This window comes from Bacteroides caecigallinarum (assembly GCF_016901995.1).
GTDB lineage: Bacteria > Bacteroidota > Bacteroidia > Bacteroidales > Bacteroidaceae > Phocaeicola > Phocaeicola cellulolyticus.
Genome location: NZ_JACJLE010000056.1, coordinates 1 through 21,250, shown reverse-complemented (window position 1 = coordinate 21,250; position 21,250 = coordinate 1). Strand labels below are relative to the sequence as shown.

Below are 21,250 nucleotides of genomic sequence, written 5' to 3'. Positions count from 1 at the left end.
CTTCTGCCATAACTGATACATTTAGGGTTACACTATACAAAGGTAACTTCAGCTTGACTATTTACATTCTCTTTGGCGTGATTTTTTTATCTCATGGGAATTTCATTTTATATAATAATAGGTACTATTGGCAAATGTAAATAAAAACTATGATATTTAAAATACCAGTTTGAACGGAGTGTATAATTTTTGTATAATATGTGCATATGATTTCAACCTTATATGCCTATTTTTTGTTTTTCATTATATAAATACTTATTTTTGAGAAAAACAAATAACCGATATCATTATGAAAAAACACAAGCGAACCAATACGCTTAGTTTGTTGGCATCATTGCCTTTAATATTGGCAGGCCAAACTATTAATGCACAAGAACAAGAATTAGACAAAGTCTCTGCCGATACTGTAGTAAATGTCGGCTATGCCACCGGAAGCATTAAGAAACTGTCCGGATCAGTGGAGCTGATCAAAGAAGATCAGATGAACAAAATACAGATTGTAAATCCTATTGAGGCTATTCAGGGACGAGTAGCAGGACTTACTATCAATAAAGGGGGGAACGGAACGGCTGCTCTTGATGCGGTACGTCTGCGTGGAACTACATCCATAACGGGAGGTAACTCACCGTTAATCATTGTTGATGGTGTTATAGGGGATATGACTCTGCTTACCTCAATTTATCCTACTGACATAGAAAGCTTTACTATTTTGAAGGATGCTTCCGAAACGGCTCAGTACGGTTCGCGTGGAGCTTCCGGCGTAATAAATGTCGTGACAAAGAAAGGTATCAAGGGCAAGACAAGTATAAACTACAGCGGAAGTTTCGGTATTTCCAGTGTGTATAAAAGAATAGGGATGCTCGATGCTGATGAATACAGAAATGTCACTTCAAGCTTGGGATTGAGTATTATAGACAAAGGCTATAATACAAATTTCCAGAAAGCAATAGAGAGGACGGCCATAAGGCAGAATCATAATATTGCTCTTTATGGTGGCGGAGAGAAATCTACTTACCGTGTATCTCTTGGATATTTGGATATGGAAGGAGATATAATGAACGAGGGTATGAAGATGTTTACATCAAACATGAATCTGAACCAAAAGCTTATAGATAACTTGGTAGATTGTGAACTTGGAATATTCGGCTCGGTGAAAAGGGAAAGAAGTCTGTTCGACCTGCAGAAGACATTTTATTCGGCCGCAACTTTCAATCCTACTTTCCCCGGAGAAAAGAATTCTTCAGGTGCCTGGGATAATCTTACTACGGCCAGTCAGATAACAAATCCGTTGGCATGGATGGAAGTTGACAACCGTGAGGCAGCCTCATACTTCAGTGCGCATGCTAAAATAAACGTAAATCTTCCATACCGGCTGAAACTGGTACTTTTCGGCTCATATACATACAATAATGCTGAGGACAGCCAATATTTACCTACAACAGTATGGGCTTACGGTCAGGGATACAGAGGTTTGAGAAGTTCGGAATCATTGCTGGGAAACATGATGCTTACATACAACAGACAGATGGGAAAACATTTTATAGATGTATTGGCATTGGGTGAACTCTCTAAGGACAGATATTCCGGATTCTATACTACAGCTACAAACTTTTCATCTGATTATATGGGCTTCAATAATCTTCAGGCAGGAGCATTGAGACCATGGGACGGTACAGGCTCTTATTTTGAAGATCCCAGACAGGTATCGTTTTTGGGCCGTGTGAACTATTCGTATGATGACAGGTATGTTGTCACATTGAATGCGCGTACTGATGCGTCATCCAAGTTTGGCGAGAACCATAAATGGGGATTTTTCCCTTCAGCTTCTGTGGCGTGGAACATATCGCAGGAAGATTTTATGAGGTATGTTGATATAGTCGATAATCTGAAAGTCAGACTGGGATACGGACTTGCTGGAAACCAGGGAGGAATAAGTTCTTATACCACTATGAGTCTGGCTAAACCGAATGGGGTAGCTCCTGTTGGTAACTTGCCTATGGTTACTTTTGAAACACTGAGAAATGTCAATCCGGATCTGAAATGGGAAGTGAAGAAGACTTTCAATGCTGGTGCCGACCTTGAAATGTATGGTAGCCGGTTTATTCTGTCTGTTAATTATTATAAGTCGAAAACAAGCGATATGCTTTATAATTATCATGTCAGCGTTCCTCCGTTCACTTATAATACTCTTTTGGCAAACATCGGCTCGATGGAAAACAATGGTGTGGAAATATCAGTAGGCGGTACTCCGGTGAGAACGGGGGATTGGGAACTTATGATAAACGCAAATCTCACCTATCAGCAGAACAAACTGCTGTCGCTTGGTGGAATGTATGAAGGTAATTATATATCAGCTGCCGAATATACAGCCATTGCCGGACTGAATGGTGCAGGATTTCATGGTGGAAACAACAATATAGTGTATCAGATAGTGGGACAGCCATTGGGCGTTTTCTATCTGCCTAAATGTACAGGGTTGAAAGATGACGGTAACGGAGGTTATGTATATGGTATAGCCGATTTGAATGGGGGCGGAGTAAGCATAGAGGATGGAGAAGACAGATATATAGCCGGACAGGCCATACCTAAATATATACTCGGTTCAAATATCAGTCTGAGATATAAATCTTTCGATATTTCGTTACAGATGAACGGTGCGTTCGGCCATAAGATTTATAACGGTACTGCACTTACATATATGAACATGAATAACCTGCCTGACTATAATGTTATGGAAGAAGCTCCTAAGAAGATGATACGTGACCAGACGGCTACGGACTACTGGCTGGAAAATGGAAACTACCTTAATTTCGATTATCTTACAATAGGATGGCAACCGAAAGTAAAGGACGGACTGTGGCTGAAGGGTTGCAGACTGGCTTTTACGATAAACAATCTTGCGACTATAACGGGGTATTCTGGACTTACTCCGCTTATAAACAGTTCCGGTATAGACGGTACATTGGGAGTTGACGATAAACGCAGCTATCCTGTATCGAGGACATATACTTTAAGCCTTGGGTTGAACTTTTAAAATTTATGCGTATGAAACGATATGTTTACATCATAACAGCTTGTATCCTTTGTCTATCATCTTGCAAGGGTTTTTTGGAAGAAAATCCAAAGGACGCAATAAACGAAAATCAGATAGCCGGAAATCTGAAAGAACTATACATGCACAGTGTTGCCACTCTTTATAATAATATTGGCGGATATAATGACAGTGAGGGGATACAGGGCACCGGAAGAGGTATATACGACCTTAATACTTTTACCACCGATGAGGCTATAATGCCTACGCGTGGCGCGGACTGGTATGACGGTGGATTCTGGCAGGGACTATATCTTCATGACTGGGGAACAAATAACAATTCTATTCTTGCCACATGGGAATATTTGTACAAATCGGTCATGCTTTGTAATGAATCTGCCAGAAGGATAAAGGACTATGCAACAGATCACAGTGATGATGATGCACAACCCTTGATGTCAGAAGTCAGAGCTCTAAGGGCATTATTCTATTACCATCTTATGGATTTGTTCGGGAGAGTGCCGCTCATAAGGGAAACAGAAGTTGAGAAGTCGGTGAAAGAACAGGCAGAAAGGAGTGAAATCTTCTGGTTTATTGTAAATGAACTACAGGAATCCTTACCTTATCTGGCAGACGAACGTAGTAATATCCCCGGAGAGTATTACGGACGAATTACACGACATGTGGCATATTTTCTGTTGGCTAAACTGGCACTGAATGCCGAGGTATATACAGATGATGTATGGACTGACAATTTAAGACCAAACGGAGCTGATATAGAATTTACAATAGACGGAACAAGGACGAATGCATGGGAGGCCACAATATACTATTGCGACAAGATAGCAGAGGCAGGATACAATCTGGAACCGGACTATAGGACTAATTTTGCAGTGTTCAACGAATCGTCTGTCGAGAATATTTTTGTCATACCTATGGACAAGACATTATATACCAACCAGTTCATATATTTATTCAGGTCGCGTCATTATAATCATGCAAAGGCTTACGGACTTGGAGGAGAGAACGGTGCGTCTGCCACTCTGGATGTTCTTGAAACATTCGGCTACGGTACAGAAAATGAAGATCCACGATTTGATTTCTGCTATTTTGATGACGATCTTACCGATCTTGACGGAAATCCTATAATGCTGGATGATGGAAAGACACGTTTGGTCTATGAGCCTTGGAAGGTTGAACTTGACGTTTCAGGAAAACCGTACGAGAAGACTGCCGGAGCGAGAATGAAAAAATATGAAGTCGATCCTACAGGCTTTAAAGACGGAAAGCTTATAGACAATGATATCGTTCTTTACAGATATGCCGATGTGCTTCTTATGAAATGTGAAGCTAAGGTTCGCAATGGAGAAAACGGTGACAGAGAGCTTAATCTTGTCAGGAGTAGAGTAAATGCTCCTGCCAGGAGTGCTACTCTTGAAAATATTCTGGATGAAAGAATGCTAGAACTTGCCTGGGAAGGATGGAGGCGTCAGGATATGATAAGGTTCGGAGTTTACACTGAAGCATATAGCAGCCGTCCTCAGCTGGAAAATGAAGAGACCGGATTTACAACAGTATTCCCAATCCCTGAAAAGATTATTCAGATGAATAACTGGTTATTACAGAATTCAGGTTATAAGAAATAAAAAAAGACCTCTCTTATTGGAAAATGTCCGTAAGAGAGGTCTTAATCTTTTTATTTATATTATTGGTTATTTATATTCGTCCCAACTCTTGATTGCTATATCGTCTATACTCATAGTGCAGAATGCATTGATGAATGCGCTTGCAAGACGTGCGTTTGTAACAAGAGGAATATTCAAATCCACAGCGGCACGACGGATCTTATAACCGTTTTCAAGCTCGGTTGGAGTAAGGTCGCGTGGGATATTTACCACCATGTCAATTTCCTTCTTGTGCAGCATTTCGAGAGCCTGAGGATGTCCTTCTTCGCTTGGCCAGTAAACGCGTGTATTTTCTACGCCGTTTTCTGTAAGGAACTTGGATGAACCGCCTGTAGCGAAGATGTTGTAACCTTTAGCCTTGAGGGCACGTGCAGCCTGAAGCAAGTCAACCTTCTGTTTCAGTGTACCTGTTGACATAAGTATGTTCTTTTCAGGGATGCGGTACCCTACAGAAAGCATAGCTTTCAATGCTGCGCATGAAGTATCGTCGCCGATACATCCCACTTCACCTGTAGATGCCATATCAACGCCCAATACAGGGTCGGCCTTCTGCAGACGGTTGAATGAGAACTGGCTAGCCTTGATACCTACATAGTCGAGGTCGAACAGGTTCTTCTCAGGTTTTTCAACCGGCAGACCGAGCATAACCTTAGTAGCAAGTTCGATGAAGTTAATCTTCAAGACTTTACTTACGAATGGGAATGAACGGCTGGCACGCAAGTTACATTCGATAACCTTGATATCGTTTTCACGTGCAAGGAACTGAATGTTGAACGGACCGGAGATGTTAAGCTCCTTTGCAATCTGACGAGAGATACGCTTGATACGGCGTACAGTCTCAACATAGAGTTTCTGTGGAGGGAACTGGATAGTAGCGTCACCTGAGTGTACACCGGCAAACTCGATGTGTTCAGAGATAGCGTATGCTACGATTTCACCGTTCTGTGCCACAGCATCCATTTCAACTTCCTTGGCATGTTCTATGAACTGGCTCACTACCACAGGGTGTTTCTTCGATACGTTGGCTGCAAGCTGCAGGAAGCGTTCAAGTTCTTCCTGGTTAGAACATACGTTCATAGCTGCACCTGAAAGCACGTATGAAGGACGAACCAATACAGGGAAACCAACTTTCTTGATAAATGCGTTGATATCTTCCATAGAAGTAAGCGCACTCCATTCAGGCTGGTCAACACCGATACGGTCAAGCATAGCCGAGAACTTGTCGCGGTCCTCTGCGTTGTCGATACTCTTTGCAGAAGTACCAAGGATATTTACTTTCTGAGCATCAAGACGAAGCGCGAGGTTGTTAGGAATCTGTCCACCTGTAGAAACGATTACTCCGTGAGGATTTTCCAGGTCGAGGATATCCATTACACGTTCGAAAGTCAGCTCGTCGAAGTACAGACGGTCGCACATATCGTAGTCTGTAGATACAGTTTCAGGGTTGTAGTTGATCATTACAGAGCGGTAACCTTCCTTGCGGATAGTGTTAAGAGCCTGAACACCACACCAGTCGAATTCTACAGAAGAACCGATACGGTAAGCTCCTGAACCGAGAACCACGATACTTTTGTGGTCGCCAAGGTAATGAACATCGTTAGCCACACCGCTGTAAGTCAGATACAGGTAGTTAGTTTGTGCAGGATATTCAGCTGCCAGAGTATCTATCTGTTTCACTACAGGCACGATACCTACACTCTTACGGTGGTTGCGGATATCAACGATAGCGTCTTCCATTTCACCCTTGTAACCGATTGCACGAGCTACCTGGAAGTCAGAGTATCCCTGACGTTTAGCCTTATAAAGCAGTTCGTTCGGCAACTGTGAAAGCTGGGTATGGTTGTTTCCCCATTCGTGGAGCTCCTTAGATGTCTGCATGATGTTCTGCAGCTTGTCGAGGAACCACTTGTCTATTTTAGTAAGGTCATGTATCTGGTCAACAGTGTAACCCGCACGCATAGCCTTAGATATAACGAAGATACGTTTGTCTGTCGGTTCGCGGAGAGCCTTGTCGATATCGTCGATAACGAGTTCCTTGTTTTCAACGAAACCGTGCATTCCCTGACCAATCATACGAAGACCTTTCTGGATAGCTTCTTCGAAAGTACGTCCGATAGCCATAACTTCACCTACCGACTTCATGCTTGAACCAAGTTCGCGGTCAACACCGTGGAACTTACCCAAGTCCCAGCGAGGAATCTTACATACACAGTAGTCAAGAGCCGGTTCGAAGAATGCAGAAGTAGTTTTTGTTACAGAGTTCTTAAGATCGAACAGTCCGTATCCCAAACCAAGTTTCGCAGCAACGAAAGCCAAAGGATAACCTGTAGCCTTAGATGCAAGAGCAGACGAACGGCTCAAACGAGCGTTAACCTCGATTACACGGTAGTCTTCTGATTCCGGGTCGAAAGCATACTGTACGTTACATTCACCTACGATACCGATGTGGCGGATGATGCGGATTGCAAGTTCACGCAATTTGTGGTATTCGCTGTTTGTAAGAGTCTGTGATGGAGCGATAACGATAGACTCACCGGTGTGGATACCCAGCGGGTCGAAGTTTTCCATGTTACATACAGTGATACAGTTGTCGAAACGGTCGCGCACTACTTCGTATTCCACTTCCTTCCATCCTTTCAAGCTCTTTTCTACAAGCACCTGTGGAGAGAAAGAGAAAGCCTTTTCAGCCAATACGTTAAGTTCTTCTTCATTGTCGCAGAAACCGGAACCCAGACCACCAAGCGCGTATGCAGCACGGATGATAACAGGATAGCCAAGTTCTTTTGCCGCACGGCGTGCATCCTCAATGTTTTCTACAGCCTCACTCTTTATAGTCTTAACATTGATTTCGTCAAGTTTCTGAACGAAGAGCTCACGGTCTTCAGTGTCCATGATAGCCTGTACAGGAGTACCAAGAACACGAGTCTCATATTTTTCGAATATACCTGCCTTGTAGAGAGCAACACCGCAGTTCAATGCTGTCTGTCCACCAAATGAGAGCAGTACGCCGTCAGGACGTTCCTTAGCTATTACTTTTTCTACGAAGTAAGGTGTTACAGGCAGGAAGTAGATCTTGTCTGCCACTCCTTCTGAAGTCTGCACTGTAGCGATATTAGGGTTGATAAGGATGGTTTCTATACCTTCTTCCTTAAGAGCCTTAAGAGCCTGTGAACCGGAATAGTCGAACTCACCGGCTTCGCCGATTTTAAGTGCTCCGGAACCTAACAATAATACTTTCTTTATATTTTCTTTCATGAATTTGAGTTTTTAAGTTTTAAGTTTTTGAGTTTGTTTTTAGTTACGAGTTGACAAGTTGACGAGGTGACAAGGTTGCCATCCGGATGGAGAGCCTTCTATTAACTTGTAACTGTAGCCTTGTAACCTGGTTTATAACAATTTTACAAACTCATCGAACAGGAATTCTGTATCTGTCGGACCACTTGCAGCTTCCGGGTGGAACTGTGCAGAGAACCAAGGGTTCTTTTTGTGGCGGATACCTTCGTTAGAGCCGTCGTTCATGTTGATGAACAGTGGTTCCCAGTCTGAGCCAAGAGTATTGTTGTCAACGGCATAACCGTGGTTCTGTGAAGTGATGAAACATTTTTCTGTTCCCACCATGCGAACCGGCTGGTTGTGGCTGCGGTGACCGTATTTCAGTTTGTATATTTTTGCACCTCCTGCTTTCGAGAGCAACTGGTTACCCATACAGATTCCGAAGATAGGAAGTTTTTCGTTCTGCATAGCCTTGCGGATGTTCTGTACTGCAGCATCGCAGGTGTCTGGGTCGCCAGGACCGTTTGAGATAAACAGACCGTCGAATTCAAGAGAGTTGAAATCATAGTTCCATGGAACGCGGATTACTTCTACATCGCGTTTCAAAAGGCAACGGATAATGTTCGATTTAACACCACAGTCCACGAGTACGACTTTCTTCTTGCCTTCGCCTTCGTTGTAGCGGATTACTTCCTTGCAGGAAACCTTATCAACGTAGTTTACTCCGGCATATTCAGCCTCAGGAATGTTGTCCGGTTCATCGTCGAATACGATTTTTCCCATCATCACACCGTGTTCGCGCAATACCTTTGTAAGCTCACGGGTGTCAATGCCTGTAATTCCCGGTATCTGCTCACGTTTAAGCCAGTCGCCAAGGCTTTCTACTGCATTCCAGTGAGAATACTTTTCGCTGTAGTCGCTTACGATAATCGCTTCGGCATGAATTTTTTCGCTTTCCATAAAATGAGGAAGTCCGTTTTCCGCGAAAGTGAAAGGAGGTACACCGTAGTTTCCAACCAAAGGATAAGTCAGTGTCATAAGCTGACCGGCGTACGAAGGGTCTGTCAAACTTTCAGGGTAACCGGTCATGGCTGTGTTGAACACCACTTCGCCTGCTACCGGTTTCTCATAACCGAACGACTTGCCATGGAAGCGGCTCCCGTCGTCGAGGATCAATGTTACATTTCTCATTATCTGTATGTTTGAGTTAATAATTAACAGTTAATAATTAATAATTGAGAATTAAGAGTGATATCATCCACTCATTATTAACTTTTAATTCTTAATTATTCATTTAAAAAATTTTCTTCTATATAGTTTATAAATGCCTGATTTACCAGTTTCACTCCGCCCGGAGTAGGGTAGTCTCCACTGAAGTACCAGTCGCCTGTGTGGTCAGGACATGCCTCGTGAAGTCCTTCAAGTGTCTGATATACTATTTCTACTTTGGCTTGTGTTCCGGCAGGTGTCAGCAGTTCTACCATTTTGGCTGATATCTCTTCATCCGTGAACGGTGCGTATATCTCTTTTACATAATTCACCATCTCTTCTTTAGGTAATCCTAATTGTGCCTTGGATTTGCTGTATGCATTTATTATAACGTCCTGCATACCTCTTTCCTCAAGCAATGCTATGGCAGCCTTGAAGGCAATGAACTGCTCCATGCTTGCCATGTCTATACCGTAATAGTCCGGATAGCGTACCTGTGGCGATGACGATACTATTACTATCTTTTTCGGGTGCAGGCGGTCGAGTATGCTTATGATACTTTGTTTCAGTGTTGTACCACGAACTATACTGTCGTCTATTATCACCAGGTTGTCAGCGTATGGCACTAGGCTTCCGTATGTAATATCATATACGTGTGCTGCCAAATCATTGCGGGTATTTCCTTCGGCGATGAACGTACGCAGCTTTATATCCTTAATTGCGACTTTTTCACTTCGGATACGCTGTGAAAGAATCTGTTCAAGCTCGCTATGGCTCGGTTTATGCCCCAAGGCCTCTATACGTTGTACTTTCAGCTCATTCAGATAGTTGTCGAAACCTTCCAACATTCCGTAGAAAGCCACTTCGGCTGTGTTCGGGATGAAAGAGAATACTGTGTGTATCACGTCGTTGTCTATAGCTTTCAGAATAGGATTCACCAGCTTCTCACCGAGTTTTTTTCTTTCGCGGTATATATCCATGTCGCTGCCGCGGCTGAAGTATATACGTTCGAAAGAACAAGCCTTTTTCACTTTTGGCTCGTTTATCTGAGCCAGACGCATCTGTCCTTTTTTGCTTATCATTATTGCCTGGCCAGGCTGAAGTTCGTTTATACTGTCGGCAGGAACATTCAGTGCTGTCTGTATCACAGGACGTTCTGAAGCCAGTACGAATATTTCATCGTCCATATACCAGAATGCAGGACGTATTCCCCACGGATCGCGTACGGCAAAGCTTTCGCCGCTACCGGTCAGTCCGCATATCACGTAACCGCCGTCCCATGTCGGACTTGATGTCTTCAAAACGTTTGTCAGGTCTATTCTGTCTTCTATGGCATGAGTTATGTCCATACCTTCCAGACCTTCGCCTTTACATTCTGTGTACAACCTTTCCACTTCTCGGTCAAGTCGGTGTCCCACCTGCTCAAGCATTATATACGTGTCGGCATATTTGCGCGGGTGCTGTCCGTCGGCAGTGATTGACGCGAATATTTCGTCAACATTTGTAAGGTTGAAATTTCCGCATAATGCAAGGTTCTTTGCACGCCAGTTGTTGCGGCGGAGGAATGGATGCACATACGATATTCCGCTTTTACCTGTAGTGGAATATCTCAGGTGTCCCATATACAGTTCGCCTGCAAAAGGAAGACACTTTTCGGCATATTTGGCATCACGCATCTGTTCCGGTGTCAGATCCTTGAAATAGCTGTGTACAGTTCCGAAAATCTCGGTTATAGCTCCTGCGCCAAGTCCTCTTTCGCGGAACATGTATTCTTCTCCCGGTGCAGCCTGAAGTTTCACGCAAGCCAGTCCGGCAGCTTCTTGTCCACGGTTATGCTGTTTCTCCATCAGAAGGTACAGCTTATTAAGTCCGTACATCCATGTACCATATTTCTGCTGGTAGTGTTCCAGTGGTTTCATCAGGCGTATCATTGCCACCCCACATTCGTGCTTTAGTTGTTCCATACCTTAATTATCTATATTTGTATTGTTGTATATCGTATAATGCTGTTGGACGAAAAAAATCCCGGATATGCCGAAAAGCATTTCCGGGTAAATATGAATTTTCTGAAAAAGAAAAGTCTGTATGTTTGAAAAACAAAAATAACATACTGGAAAATGAAAAACGGATTTTGGCAAAAAGAAATGTAATAGCATTTCTGTATGCTTCCGAAGTTTTACAATATAGAAAAACCGAATAAAATCTTTTCATCTTCTGGCTCTTAATAAATATATATTATATATAATGTGTTATATTAAGTCTTTCTTATGTTATATTCGGGGTGCAAAGATAAGTATTTTCAGTGAAATATATGCATTCCGTTAATACATCTTTAGAAAAAAATATTCGTATTACCTTTTTATTATATGTGATAAATATATGAAGCAACGATAAAAAAATCGGAAATACATTTGTCAATAAAAAAATAAGAAGTAATTTTGAACCACAAAATAAGAACTTATCCCGCCGAAATAACTCAGTTGGTAGAGTAACTCATTCGTAATGAGTAAGTCGCGGGTTCGAGTCCCGCTTTCGGCTCTTATTTTGACGGTTACAAAACGCCCTGTCATTCGATTTGAAATGACAGGGCGTTTTGTTTAAAACGACAGTTCATTTTTTTAAAACGCATGAAAGGCTTATGCTTTAGTTTATTTATACCTTCGTTTTGACAGTATTTGAAGATTTTATTTATCTTTGTCGGCATGGAAAAATTTGAGCTTAACATATTGGGATGCGGTTCTGCATTGCCTACGATGCGGCATTCTGCCACTTCACAAGTCATCAACGTAAGAGAGAAACTTTTTATGATAGATTGTGGAGAGGGAACACAGGTGCAGCTGCGCAGATCCAGACTGAAATTTTCAAGACTTAACCATGTTTTCATCTCACACCTGCATGGCGATCATTGCTTTGGACTCATAGGAATGATATCAACTTTCGGCATGATAGAAAGAACTGCCGATCTGCATATATATGCGCATCCCGATTTGCAGACATTGCTCAAACCTCAACTCGATTTCTTCTGTAAGGGATTACCCTTTGAGGTTATTTTCCATGATATCGATCCGGCAGAGCGAGCTGTGATATACGATGACCGTTCGTTGACGGTTGAAACCATCCCTCTGAAACACAGAATGCCTACGTGTGGTTTCCTTTTCAAGGAAAAGCCTGTACCTAATCATATCATAAGAGATATGATAGATTTCTATAAGGTGCCGGTGTATATGATTAACAGAATTAAGAACGGTGAGGATTTTGTGTGTGAGGATGGAACAATGGTTCCTAACAGCAGGCTGACTGTGCCTTCTGATCCTCCAAGAAGTTATGCCTACTGTTCTGATACGATGTTTTGTCCGAAAATAGTTGAACAGATAAAGAACGTGGACTTGTTATTTCATGAGGCTACTTTCCTGGAAACGGAGAAGGCAAGGGCTAAGGTTACCATGCATTCGACGGCAAGACAGGCGGCTGAGATTGCAAGGATGGCAGAAGTTAAGAAACTGGTTATAGGTCATTTCTCGGCAAGATACGATGACGATGAATGTCTTCTGTCCGAAGCAAAAGAAGTTTTTGCCGATACAATTTTGGCAAACGAGAATTTGAGTATAAATATTTGAATTTCCTACAGCATATTGTTTAAATGGTTATGGCACATAATAATGAGGACGATATAAAAGAGCGTTTGCACGACCCGCACACGCGACGCAGTGCTTTTGAAGAAGTGGTAGGGGAGTTCAGCGAACAACTGTATTGGCAGATAAGAAGGATGGTGGTGTCTCACGATGATGCCAATGACATTCTTCAGAATACATTTATAAAGGCATGGACCAATATTGACTATTTCAGAGGAGATGCGAAACTTTCTACATGGCTATACAGAATTGCCCTGAACGAATGTCTGAATTTTCTGAACAGGCAGAGGGCACAGGAAAATATATCTATAGATGAGGCTGACTCGAATTTTATAAACATGATTGAGGGAGACCCGTATTTTGACGGGGACGAAACTCAGGTCATGTTTCAAAAGGCTATACGAACACTACCTGAGAAACAGAGGATTATATTCAATCTGAGATATTTTCAGGAAATGAAATATGAAGATATTTCAGAGATAGTGGGAACTACGGTTGGAGCCCTTAAAGCTTCATATCATCACGCGGTAAAGAAAATAGAAGAATATTTCAAGCAGAATGATTAAACCTTTTACCGTATTTTTAATCTAATATAAAGGAAGGAGATCGTAATATGAAGGAAGATACCGAATTAAAGAACAGGATAGGGAAGGAAAATCCTTTTAAGGTGCCCGAAGGCTACTTTGAAAATATTGTTCCCGAAATAATGAAGCAGCTTCCTGAAACCGAGGTGCAAGAAGAGGTTGAGGTGACCATGTGGGAAAGAGTGAAACCTTGGGTTTATATGGTTGCTATGTTCTGCGGACTTATGTTCGGACTGCGTGTAATGATGAATGACAGGCCTGTAAGTACGAGTATTAATGCGGGCGATGTCTCTATGACGGATTCTGTGCAAGGTATTCCGGATGAATATATTGATCCTATTTTGGATCAGGCTATGATGGACGACTATACATTATATATGTATCTGACTGATGCCGATTTGGAAATATACAATTAATTCGATTATTCTTATATGAACAGATTTGTTATTATAATTGCTATGCTTATATCTTGTCTTGCCATACAGGCTCAGGACAAAAAAGAATGCATGAGTAAGGAACAGTTTCGTGAACGACAAAAACAGTATCTTGTAGAAAAGGCAGGATTGACACAGGAAGAGGCTGCAAAGTTCTTTCCTTTGTATTTTGAATTGCAGGATAAGAAATTTTCTTATAATAAAGATATGTGGGACAAGATACGCAAGGCTAAGGATGGCAATAATGTGACAGATGCCGAATATTCCCGCATAACGGAAGATGTGATAAAGACACGCCTTACAATAGATGAACTGGAGCTGGAATATCTTGGTAAATATAAAAAAGTGCTTAGCCCAAAGAAAATTTATAATATTCAACGGGCTGAAATGAAGTTCAGCCGTGAATTGCTGAAAGGAGCCGGAAAACATAAAAAATAGTGTTCATAACAGGATTATACTACTTGATAAAGCCTGTTTTCAGAAAAAAAACGTACTTTTTCAGAAGAAAATGTCCGAAAGCTTTGCATATTCAAAAAAAATCCCTACCTTTGCATCGCTTTTGAGAAATAAAGCACTTCGAAAGGAGTTTTGGAGAGGTGGCAGAGTGGTCGATTGCGGCGGTCTTGAAAACCGTTGTACCGCGAGGTACCCGGGGTTCGAATCCCTGTCTCTCCGCTGAAACCTAAGACATTAGGTAGTCAAATTAAGACAAGTCCCGTAAAATCAACGTTTTACGGGACTTTTTCTATTTATCCGGTGGACAACCGAAAGACATTCAAATGCTCACTTCAGACAAAGTTCCGTTACTAAATCGTTACTAAAAAATAGCCTATAAAAATAGTAACGATTTTCGATGTAAGTCCTTGATTTGTCGCTCATTGACGTTCAAATGTCTGCTTGTAACCCAATTATTAATTATTCCTTTGCAGAGGGAAGTCATTACACCCACTGTAACGGAGATAAATTAAAAAAGGATATGAGTAAGAGTACATTTAAGATTTTGTTCTATCTAAGAAAAAATCAGGTAAACAAGGACGGAACAGTTTGTGGACTTCTAATATAAATATTGAACACTTATGCTGTGACTCAAAATCATTCTTGGAGATAAATTATCTAATTACAATCTGACTACAAAACGATATTGCATATCTTCTTCAAACCACATTGTGTAATTTGTACCCCATACATTGTTGAAAAGGCAGAAATGGATTCCATCTTCCACTTTTGGTAATTCATTGTTAAAATCTAATAACGAACTGTTTCCAAACATAACTAAAGGAGCGTCTAACGATGTAATAGATATTTGGGTTTCATCTATGTTTTTCAGCTTTACTCCTCCAGTACACGCATGCATCTTTCTGTTTCCGTGGCTTTCAACATCTCTGAAATTGACCATTTCACCCATTTTATCAACATACCAATCTCCTCGGTTTACTGTGGGGATAAAAGAGAACCACAGAGCCTCCGGAAGTCTGTAAGCTTGTTTTCCGAACCATTTTAAAGTAGCCTGTATCTCCTTTTGGTCGTTGGGAAAGACTAATTCTACATAGATTATTTCAGGATTTCCTCCTACCTCTTGCTTTTTCCTGTCGATAAGTCTCATTTTCAGTAAAATGGAGGTACCGTTCTTGTCTTTTTTGTTATAGGCAGATATTAAAGTGGGATGCCATACCTTTGACTCTACATTAAAATTTTCCAACCCCGGCTTACCAAAATCAGCCAATGCCCACTGCATTTTTTTTGTTAGATATTGGTTGAAAAATCTTTCATAATCATCATTTGAGAATGTCTGATATGAGTACAGGAATAATGGATTCTTTTCGCTTGCCCACTCTTTCCCACTCTTGTTGTCTTTCAAAGAAATAATAGATCCATTGGAAGCACTGATTTTGAAATTATAATATTTTGTTCTGATGATTTTATTCAAATTTCTTATTTTTGAATAACTTGAAATCTCAGGAACCGATGGGGATAACGCCTTTAAGACAGTTAATGCCTCTTGTTTCTCTTCTGTTGGTAAGGCCTTAATTGCACGGTCAATATAGTTTCTTTTCTCTTTCCATGACTGTTCCATCTGTTTGAAATTAGGCTTTTGGCGTGCAGCTTTGAAATCATCAGGAAGGTATATGTTCCAATCTTTCAAGAAAGTCTTTACGTCTCTTCCCCAAGTATGTTCGGCAACCATTAACAAAGGTAATCCGAATGCCATATCTTGTTTACTGCCAAAAGTAAATTTGCCTTGATTTATCCAATTGAGTCTCAATCGGGAAAGTGCACGAAACTCTGCCATTAAGACAGGATCGCTTCCCACTCCGTGAATCCAGGTGTCTCCTAACTCCTTGGTAATGACAGGAAGTAAGTTCTCTATTTTCAATACCTCGTTAGCTACATCATCTAAAGTAGATGCTACAATTTCTGCATTGGGGTATTTTTTATGAAGTTCTTTATAGATGTCATTTACTTGTTGGTACGAATGAGGTCCCAAGTTATCATTCGTAAAGCGAATATCCACCATTACATCAGTTCCAGGCAACACGAATTGATCACCATATTCCTGTTGGTACATCACGATGATGTTGCTTCCATCCGGTGCACACCATTTGAATAAAGCGGGGATATCTGGAGCTGTACTAGCAGGGTTGACGCCAATATGTAAAAAGCGAATTCCGTTTTTGGCTAGAATAGGAATCAGAGAACGAGTGTGTCCAGGAACATCGGTCATCTTTGCAGAAATCGTTTTTTTACCAAATTGTTTATCTAAATTTTGGGATATTTGGATGCCTAAATCGTATAAAGATGAATCTAACAATTCTGTTTGAGTAGAAAACGGCAAGGCGTGCCAAGCTATATCGCCATTTTTTATAGCATTTTCCATTCGTTTTTTCATAGCAGAATCTTGTGAGTTTAAAAATTCGGAAATTAGCCAGGAACCTGTAGTCCAACGATAGCGTTCATTGGTTTTACTTTGACGAAGTGACTCCGTTAATATTAAAGTGTTAGGAATAAAATTATTCATATAAGTCTTGATGACAGAATCTCCTGAGTTAGTGAACCCGATATCAAGGTGAGTTTTAAATATCAAATGTATTTTCTTAATCTGTATAGGATTAATTGGTCCATTTTGCTGAATGATTTTTGCTGATCCATTCATCGTAAATAGAATAGCCCACAACAATGTTAATAAATGCTTTACTTTTTTCATAATAAATTAATTTTATGAGTTTTTTAAATATTGATTTTGATACCAAAGGCACAATAAGCCAGATAGAGTACACAAGATAGTATGACCATTACGCCACAGATAATTCCTATTGTTCCGATAGCAAAACCAATAGCAGGTGTAACAACTCCACCACCTGCTACAGCAGTAATCATTAGGCCTGAAATTTCATTCGCCTTGTCTGGTTTAACTTGTAATGCCATAGAATAAATGATTGGAAATACAGAAGATACAAAGAAGCCAATTGATCCAATACACATAATATTTACTGTGTCATTTTTTACAAATATCAGAACTAAGAATGATAGAATACAAGCTAAGATATTTATTTTAAAGTATTTCATTTCGGATATATGGATAAGCAGAAAAGTGCCAAGCAATGTACCTATAGTTCGGCAAAGGAAATAGACCTGTGGAGCAAATTTTACTTGTTCGTTGCTCCAGCCAAAACGAATGGTCATTAGTTTTGAACTGATATAATTGGTCGCTACGTCTACTCCTACGATAAAGAAAATACCGAGGAACAGAAGCAGAATAATACGGTCTTTCAGTAATGATAAAGTGGCTGATACTTCTTTCTCTGTATCAATATTTTGTTCCTGTTCGATGGGAGTGGCAACTAGCCACATAGCAGATAGCATAGTGATAAATCCTAATATGGGGAAGCAATAATACCATTTGTCTATTCCGAAAAGATTAACTACTAATAATACAATCTCGGGCCCTAATAGTGAGGATATGGCCTTGATGACTTGTCCTGCAGTAAGGCTGCTGGTTAGATAAGCTTTGTCTGCAATGACATTGTTCAGTAATGGATTCAGAGAGACTTGTAAGATAGCATTGCCTATTCCCAATAAGGCATAGGTTATTATGCAAGTTATATTTCCATAAGTAATCAAAGGAAGAATCATACCCACCATAGTGATGGCCATACTTATAAGAACAGTATTCTTTCTTCCCCATTGATTCATTTTATTGCCTATAGGAATACCTAAGAATAAAAACCATACAAACACAGTAGAAGGTACAAATCCAGTCATTATAGGCGACCAATGGAGACTACGCTGTACATAATCAGATGAAATACCTACTATGTCGCAAAAACCCATTACGAAGAAGCCGAAGAGTACTGGAAAAATTGATTTGGTTACTTTTTTTTTCATATTAAATAAATTAGACAGCAATAATATTCTTCTGTTTTTAATCCAACTGAGAAAGTGCATACGCATAAGCTCCCAATGCAATTGCTTTATTGGCTCCTAATTTTGATATGATAATCCCTGTTTTTTTGAAACGGTCATATATTGCATATTTATCTGTAAAGGGAATTTTTACATCACTTCTTTTATTCATTAAGAAAAGAGAATGATCATTTTCGTTCATTAGATTATAGACTTCACTTTGTAAACAGTTAAAGTTCAAACCTGCAAACGTAGATATGGAACGTTTCATTTCATGAATCATAGCCGGTAGTATGTACTTATAGGCACCAGATAAACCTCCACCTATTACAACTATGCCATCTATGATATTGAGCGCATTGATAATGGCAGCTCCTGCCATTTCTCCTAATTCATTAAAACTCTGTATGGCTGCATTACGGTTGCCCGGGTGGATGCCTTCTGCAATGTCAAACACATCTTTGGGGGTCAGAGAATAGGTGCTTTCTCCTGTCAGTTCGTTGTAAACACGATTGATAGCACGGATGCTAACACTCTCTTCTGCAAGCATATCTGGATATTTTTTGTTACGCATCAGCCAGATATCACCTCCACAGCCATTATCGCCAGTTAGAAGACTGTTATTGATTACTACTCCTGCTCCAAAGCCGGTTCCCAATGTAATACCTAATAAATTTTTGTAGCGTTTAGGATTTCCTGCGATTTCAAGTTCATGATTAATTTGCGGTAGTACACCTGCTAAAGCTTCACCATAAGCGAATAAATTGCCGTCATTGTTAATGAAGACAGGAATACCGAACTCTTCCTTCAAGAATGGTCCTAAAGCTATTCCACCACGGAAGGCTGGGAAATTAGGTAAATCACCAATTATTCCGTGCTCATAATCGGCCGGACCAGGGAATGCAAAACTAATAGCAATAGGATCATCTGTTAAGGAATTTTTTATTTTGCGAAACCCATCTACCAATACAGACATGCATTTTTTCAAATTATTGGGTACTGATGGTAAGCACACGGATGGGACAATTGATGCATAACCTTTAATGGCCGAAAATACAAAATTTGTTCCTCCTGCATCAAGAGTCATCACAACTCTATTATCTGATTCATACATAAATATCAAATTAAGATTAAATAAATGATTATCAAAATCTCACGTAAGCCTTAATGGTTCCACATTCCTTGCCGACAGCCTTTCCATAAGGAGTAATTGTATATTCATCTATTGAGGCGGGGATAATGAACGTTTCGGCATAATGCACAACAAATGGCTTAAAAGCACCTGTGGAGCTTTCAATGACTGCTTCTTCACCTTCTATCAGATTCAGTACATTCACACTGCCGTTGGTGTGATGAGTCACCGACTTGGTGAACCAGTGACGACGCGTTTCGATAAACTCGTTTGGATGTAGTCCTGTACGTTCTTCTCTCCAACCATCCCCTTCGGCTATAGCGGTAAATTGATTCACTAGATGTTCCAATACGTATTCAGTATTTCGTTTCCAGTCAATCACACATTTGCCTCTTTCCACATTAATGGGACGCGGTTTACCGTCCAGTCCTAAACGCTGCCAATCCCAAAGCTTGAATGTAAATAGATTGGGAGTTGAACTAATTTCCAGTACCAAAGCTTCTGCACCTGAACAATGTATGGTTCCGCTAGGAATGAGATAATGGTCGTGCTTCTTAGCAGGCAAACGGTTCACATATTTTTCTGTATTGAAAATGAGGTCTCCTTTTAAAGCTTCACGTAAATCATTGATCATATCCTCCTTGTTGATACCGGTCTTCAACCCGAGATAAACCGAGGCGCCTTTTTTGACATCTAACAGATAATAGCTTTCGTCCTGTGTATAGTACATACCAAAATTCTCGTGGATGTATTGTGTAGTGGGGTGTACCTGCACACTAAGATTTCCTCCGCCTACCGTATCTAAAAAGTCAAAACGAATAGGGAATTCTTTACCAAAGCGAGCTTCTACTGGTTCGCCGAGTAATTCTCTTGATCTCAGCAATACCAAATCTATTGCTGGTATTTCAAAACGTATTCCGCTTACTTCAAAATATAAGCTGTTTTCTTCGGGCACACAATCGAAGCACCAACCGTAATTTTCTTTTTCTGAATTCAATCCACATATCTCTTTCATCCATTGTCCTCCCCATGGAGCTGGGTCAAAGAAGGGAACTACGCGAAAAGGTTTTCTGATAGTTGCTTCTATTCCTTTGAAAAAGGTTTCCCGGTCAATCAAGTTGGGTACCCCTGCGATATGTGTATCTAACCAAAAATCAACTTTGTGAAACAACGAATCTTTATAATGATCGCATATACGCCAGTCATTAAAATATCCTCTTTTATATTGGAGCGAAACAGTTTCGTTACGATTGTCTATACCTAAAGCTTTTACTTCATGGCGACGAAAACGTTGCTGAATTTCCCAACGGGCCATATCCACATACACAAGCGTTGCTTCAGGGGCAACTATATGCGCTCCTGTACCTAATACAATAACAGGCTTATTGCTTTCACTGATCTTCTTTTGTGCTGCCACCAACTTTTTACTATCAAAATAATCAGCCAAGCATAAATTGGTTACATAGCCAAACAACACATCATCAGTCATAAAGCGTTCTGTCATTTCAGCTATAACCTTCTCATCTTTATACAATTCATTCACCAGAATAATTTCTTCCGGCTGAAGTAAAGAAAGCTCATCTATAAGTTCTTTTTCATACACTCCAGTATAGCAGTCGACTGCTAATACAGTTTTTTCAGATAATTTGGATGCAAGAATATCACGTATTTCACTCCATCCTTGAAGGATATTCCCATCAATTACTGTAGCAGGATATTTGTCATAATTCGGTTTTCTCATAAATAATTTATTTGTTTATACATATTGTTATTTGTGCAAATATAAAAATAATATTTTATAATCAAATGGAATTAATAGAAAAAATTCACCTTATCGAAATAGAATAAAATTATAGAACAGAACTATAT

The 21,250-nt window shown here is 40.4% G+C and carries 13 protein-coding genes and 2 tRNA genes; 8 read left to right on the top strand and 7 right to left on the bottom strand.

The window, feature by feature from the left end; translation table 11 throughout:
- The first annotated feature begins 289 nt into the window (after nucleotides 1-289).
- On the top strand, nucleotides 290-3,034 hold the full coding sequence (locus tag H6A61_RS13130; protein ID WP_204394253.1) for a SusC/RagA family TonB-linked outer membrane protein: 2,745 nt from the start codon (nucleotides 290-292) through the stop codon (nucleotides 3,032-3,034).
- 11 nt (nucleotides 3,035-3,045) lie between these two features.
- Nucleotides 3,046-4,677, top strand: a complete 1,632-nt coding sequence (locus H6A61_RS13125; protein ID WP_204394251.1) for a RagB/SusD family nutrient uptake outer membrane protein — start codon at nucleotides 3,046-3,048, stop codon at nucleotides 4,675-4,677.
- A 66-nt stretch (nucleotides 4,678-4,743) separates the two neighbouring features.
- On the opposite strand, the gene carB is transcribed toward H6A61_RS13125, so the two are convergent.
- The 3 genes from carB to H6A61_RS13110 all read right to left on the bottom strand — a co-directional run bounded on the left by carB (nucleotide 4,744) and on the right by H6A61_RS13110 (nucleotide 11,162).
- A complete protein-coding gene (gene carB / locus H6A61_RS13120) occupies nucleotides 4,744-7,971 on the bottom strand; it encodes a carbamoyl-phosphate synthase (glutamine-hydrolyzing) large subunit (protein WP_204394249.1) in 3,228 nt (1,075 codons plus the stop codon).
- Between the two features lie 132 nt (nucleotides 7,972-8,103).
- On the bottom strand, nucleotides 8,104-9,180 hold the full coding sequence (gene carA, locus H6A61_RS13115) for a glutamine-hydrolyzing carbamoyl-phosphate synthase small subunit (RefSeq protein ID WP_154044505.1): 1,077 nt from the start codon (nucleotides 9,178-9,180) through the stop codon (nucleotides 8,104-8,106).
- 95 nt (nucleotides 9,181-9,275) lie between these two features.
- The gene (locus H6A61_RS13110) at nucleotides 9,276-11,162 is read right to left on the bottom strand and encodes an amidophosphoribosyltransferase (protein ID WP_204394247.1); all 1,887 of its coding nucleotides are present in this window, start codon (nucleotides 11,160-11,162) and stop codon (nucleotides 9,276-9,278) included.
- A gap of 501 nt (nucleotides 11,163-11,663) precedes the next feature.
- Between H6A61_RS13110 and H6A61_RS13105 the strand changes: the two genes are divergently transcribed.
- The 6 genes from H6A61_RS13105 (at nucleotide 11,664) to H6A61_RS13080 (ending at nucleotide 14,523) form a co-directional block, all read left to right on the top strand.
- Nucleotides 11,664-11,736 (top strand) — tRNA-Thr (locus H6A61_RS13105).
- 164 nt (nucleotides 11,737-11,900) lie between these two features.
- A complete protein-coding gene (locus tag H6A61_RS13100; protein WP_204394245.1) occupies nucleotides 11,901-12,815 on the top strand; it encodes a ribonuclease Z in 915 nt (304 codons plus the stop codon).
- A 29-nt stretch (nucleotides 12,816-12,844) separates the two neighbouring features.
- Nucleotides 12,845-13,396, top strand: coding sequence for an RNA polymerase sigma factor (locus H6A61_RS13095; RefSeq protein WP_204394244.1), 552 nt, complete (start codon nucleotides 12,845-12,847; stop codon nucleotides 13,394-13,396).
- A 47-nt stretch (nucleotides 13,397-13,443) separates the two neighbouring features.
- A complete protein-coding gene (locus H6A61_RS13090) occupies nucleotides 13,444-13,830 on the top strand; it encodes a hypothetical protein (protein WP_204394243.1) in 387 nt (128 codons plus the stop codon).
- A 15-nt stretch (nucleotides 13,831-13,845) separates the two neighbouring features.
- On the top strand, nucleotides 13,846-14,286 hold the full coding sequence (locus tag H6A61_RS13085) for a hypothetical protein (protein ID WP_204394242.1): 441 nt from the start codon (nucleotides 13,846-13,848) through the stop codon (nucleotides 14,284-14,286).
- Nucleotides 14,287-14,438: 152 nt separating this feature from the next.
- Nucleotides 14,439-14,523: transfer RNA gene (locus H6A61_RS13080), tRNA-Ser, on the top strand.
- Nucleotides 14,524-14,965: 442 nt separating this feature from the next.
- On the opposite strand, the gene H6A61_RS13075 is transcribed toward H6A61_RS13080, so the two are convergent.
- Genes H6A61_RS13075 through H6A61_RS13060 form a run of 4 tightly spaced genes read right to left on the bottom strand, consistent with a single transcriptional unit; the run spans nucleotide 14,966 to nucleotide 21,122 of the window.
- Complete coding sequence (locus H6A61_RS13075) at nucleotides 14,966-17,050, bottom strand: DUF5054 domain-containing protein (RefSeq protein WP_204394241.1); 2,085 nt, start codon at nucleotides 17,048-17,050, stop codon at nucleotides 14,966-14,968.
- Between the two features lie 23 nt (nucleotides 17,051-17,073).
- Nucleotides 17,074-18,231, bottom strand: coding sequence for an MFS transporter (locus H6A61_RS13070; protein ID WP_204394240.1), 1,158 nt, complete (start codon nucleotides 18,229-18,231; stop codon nucleotides 17,074-17,076).
- Between the two features lie 37 nt (nucleotides 18,232-18,268).
- Nucleotides 18,269-19,363 (bottom strand): ROK family protein, encoded by a 1,095-nt coding sequence (locus H6A61_RS13065; protein ID WP_204394239.1) that lies wholly within the window; start codon nucleotides 19,361-19,363, stop codon nucleotides 18,269-18,271.
- Nucleotides 19,364-19,394: 31 nt separating this feature from the next.
- The gene (locus H6A61_RS13060) at nucleotides 19,395-21,122 is read right to left on the bottom strand and encodes a class I mannose-6-phosphate isomerase (protein WP_204394238.1); all 1,728 of its coding nucleotides are present in this window, start codon (nucleotides 21,120-21,122) and stop codon (nucleotides 19,395-19,397) included.
- Nucleotides 21,123-21,250: the final 128 nt, after the last annotated feature.

Excerpts from the sequence above, each read along its gene's own strand:
- carA (WP_154044505.1), bottom strand. The coding sequence starts at position 9,180 with ATGAGAAATGTAACATTGATCCTCGACGACGGGAGCCGCTTCCATGGC.
- H6A61_RS13085 (WP_204394242.1), top strand. The coding sequence starts at position 13,846 with ATGAACAGATTTGTTATTATAATTGCTATGCTTATATCTTGTCTTGCC.
- H6A61_RS13070 (WP_204394240.1), bottom strand. The coding sequence starts at position 18,231 with ATGAAAAAAAAAGTAACCAAATCAATTTTTCCAGTACTCTTCGGCTTC.
- H6A61_RS13060 (WP_204394238.1), bottom strand. The coding sequence starts at position 21,122 with ATGAGAAAACCGAATTATGACAAATATCCTGCTACAGTAATTGATGGG.
- carB (WP_204394249.1), bottom strand. The coding sequence starts at position 7,971 with ATGAAAGAAAATATAAAGAAAGTATTATTGTTAGGTTCCGGAGCACTT.
- H6A61_RS13125 (WP_204394251.1), top strand. The coding sequence starts at position 3,046 with ATGAAACGATATGTTTACATCATAACAGCTTGTATCCTTTGTCTATCA.
- H6A61_RS13110 (WP_204394247.1), bottom strand. The coding sequence starts at position 11,162 with ATGGAACAACTAAAGCACGAATGTGGGGTGGCAATGATACGCCTGATG.
- H6A61_RS13065 (WP_204394239.1), bottom strand. The coding sequence starts at position 19,363 with ATGTATGAATCAGATAATAGAGTTGTGATGACTCTTGATGCAGGAGGA.
- H6A61_RS13095 (WP_204394244.1), top strand. The coding sequence starts at position 12,845 with ATGGCACATAATAATGAGGACGATATAAAAGAGCGTTTGCACGACCCG.
- H6A61_RS13100 (WP_204394245.1), top strand. The coding sequence starts at position 11,901 with ATGGAAAAATTTGAGCTTAACATATTGGGATGCGGTTCTGCATTGCCT.
- H6A61_RS13130 (WP_204394253.1), top strand. The coding sequence starts at position 290 with ATGAAAAAACACAAGCGAACCAATACGCTTAGTTTGTTGGCATCATTG.
- H6A61_RS13090 (WP_204394243.1), top strand. The coding sequence starts at position 13,444 with ATGAAGGAAGATACCGAATTAAAGAACAGGATAGGGAAGGAAAATCCT.
- H6A61_RS13075 (WP_204394241.1), bottom strand. The coding sequence starts at position 17,050 with ATGAAAAAAGTAAAGCATTTATTAACATTGTTGTGGGCTATTCTATTT.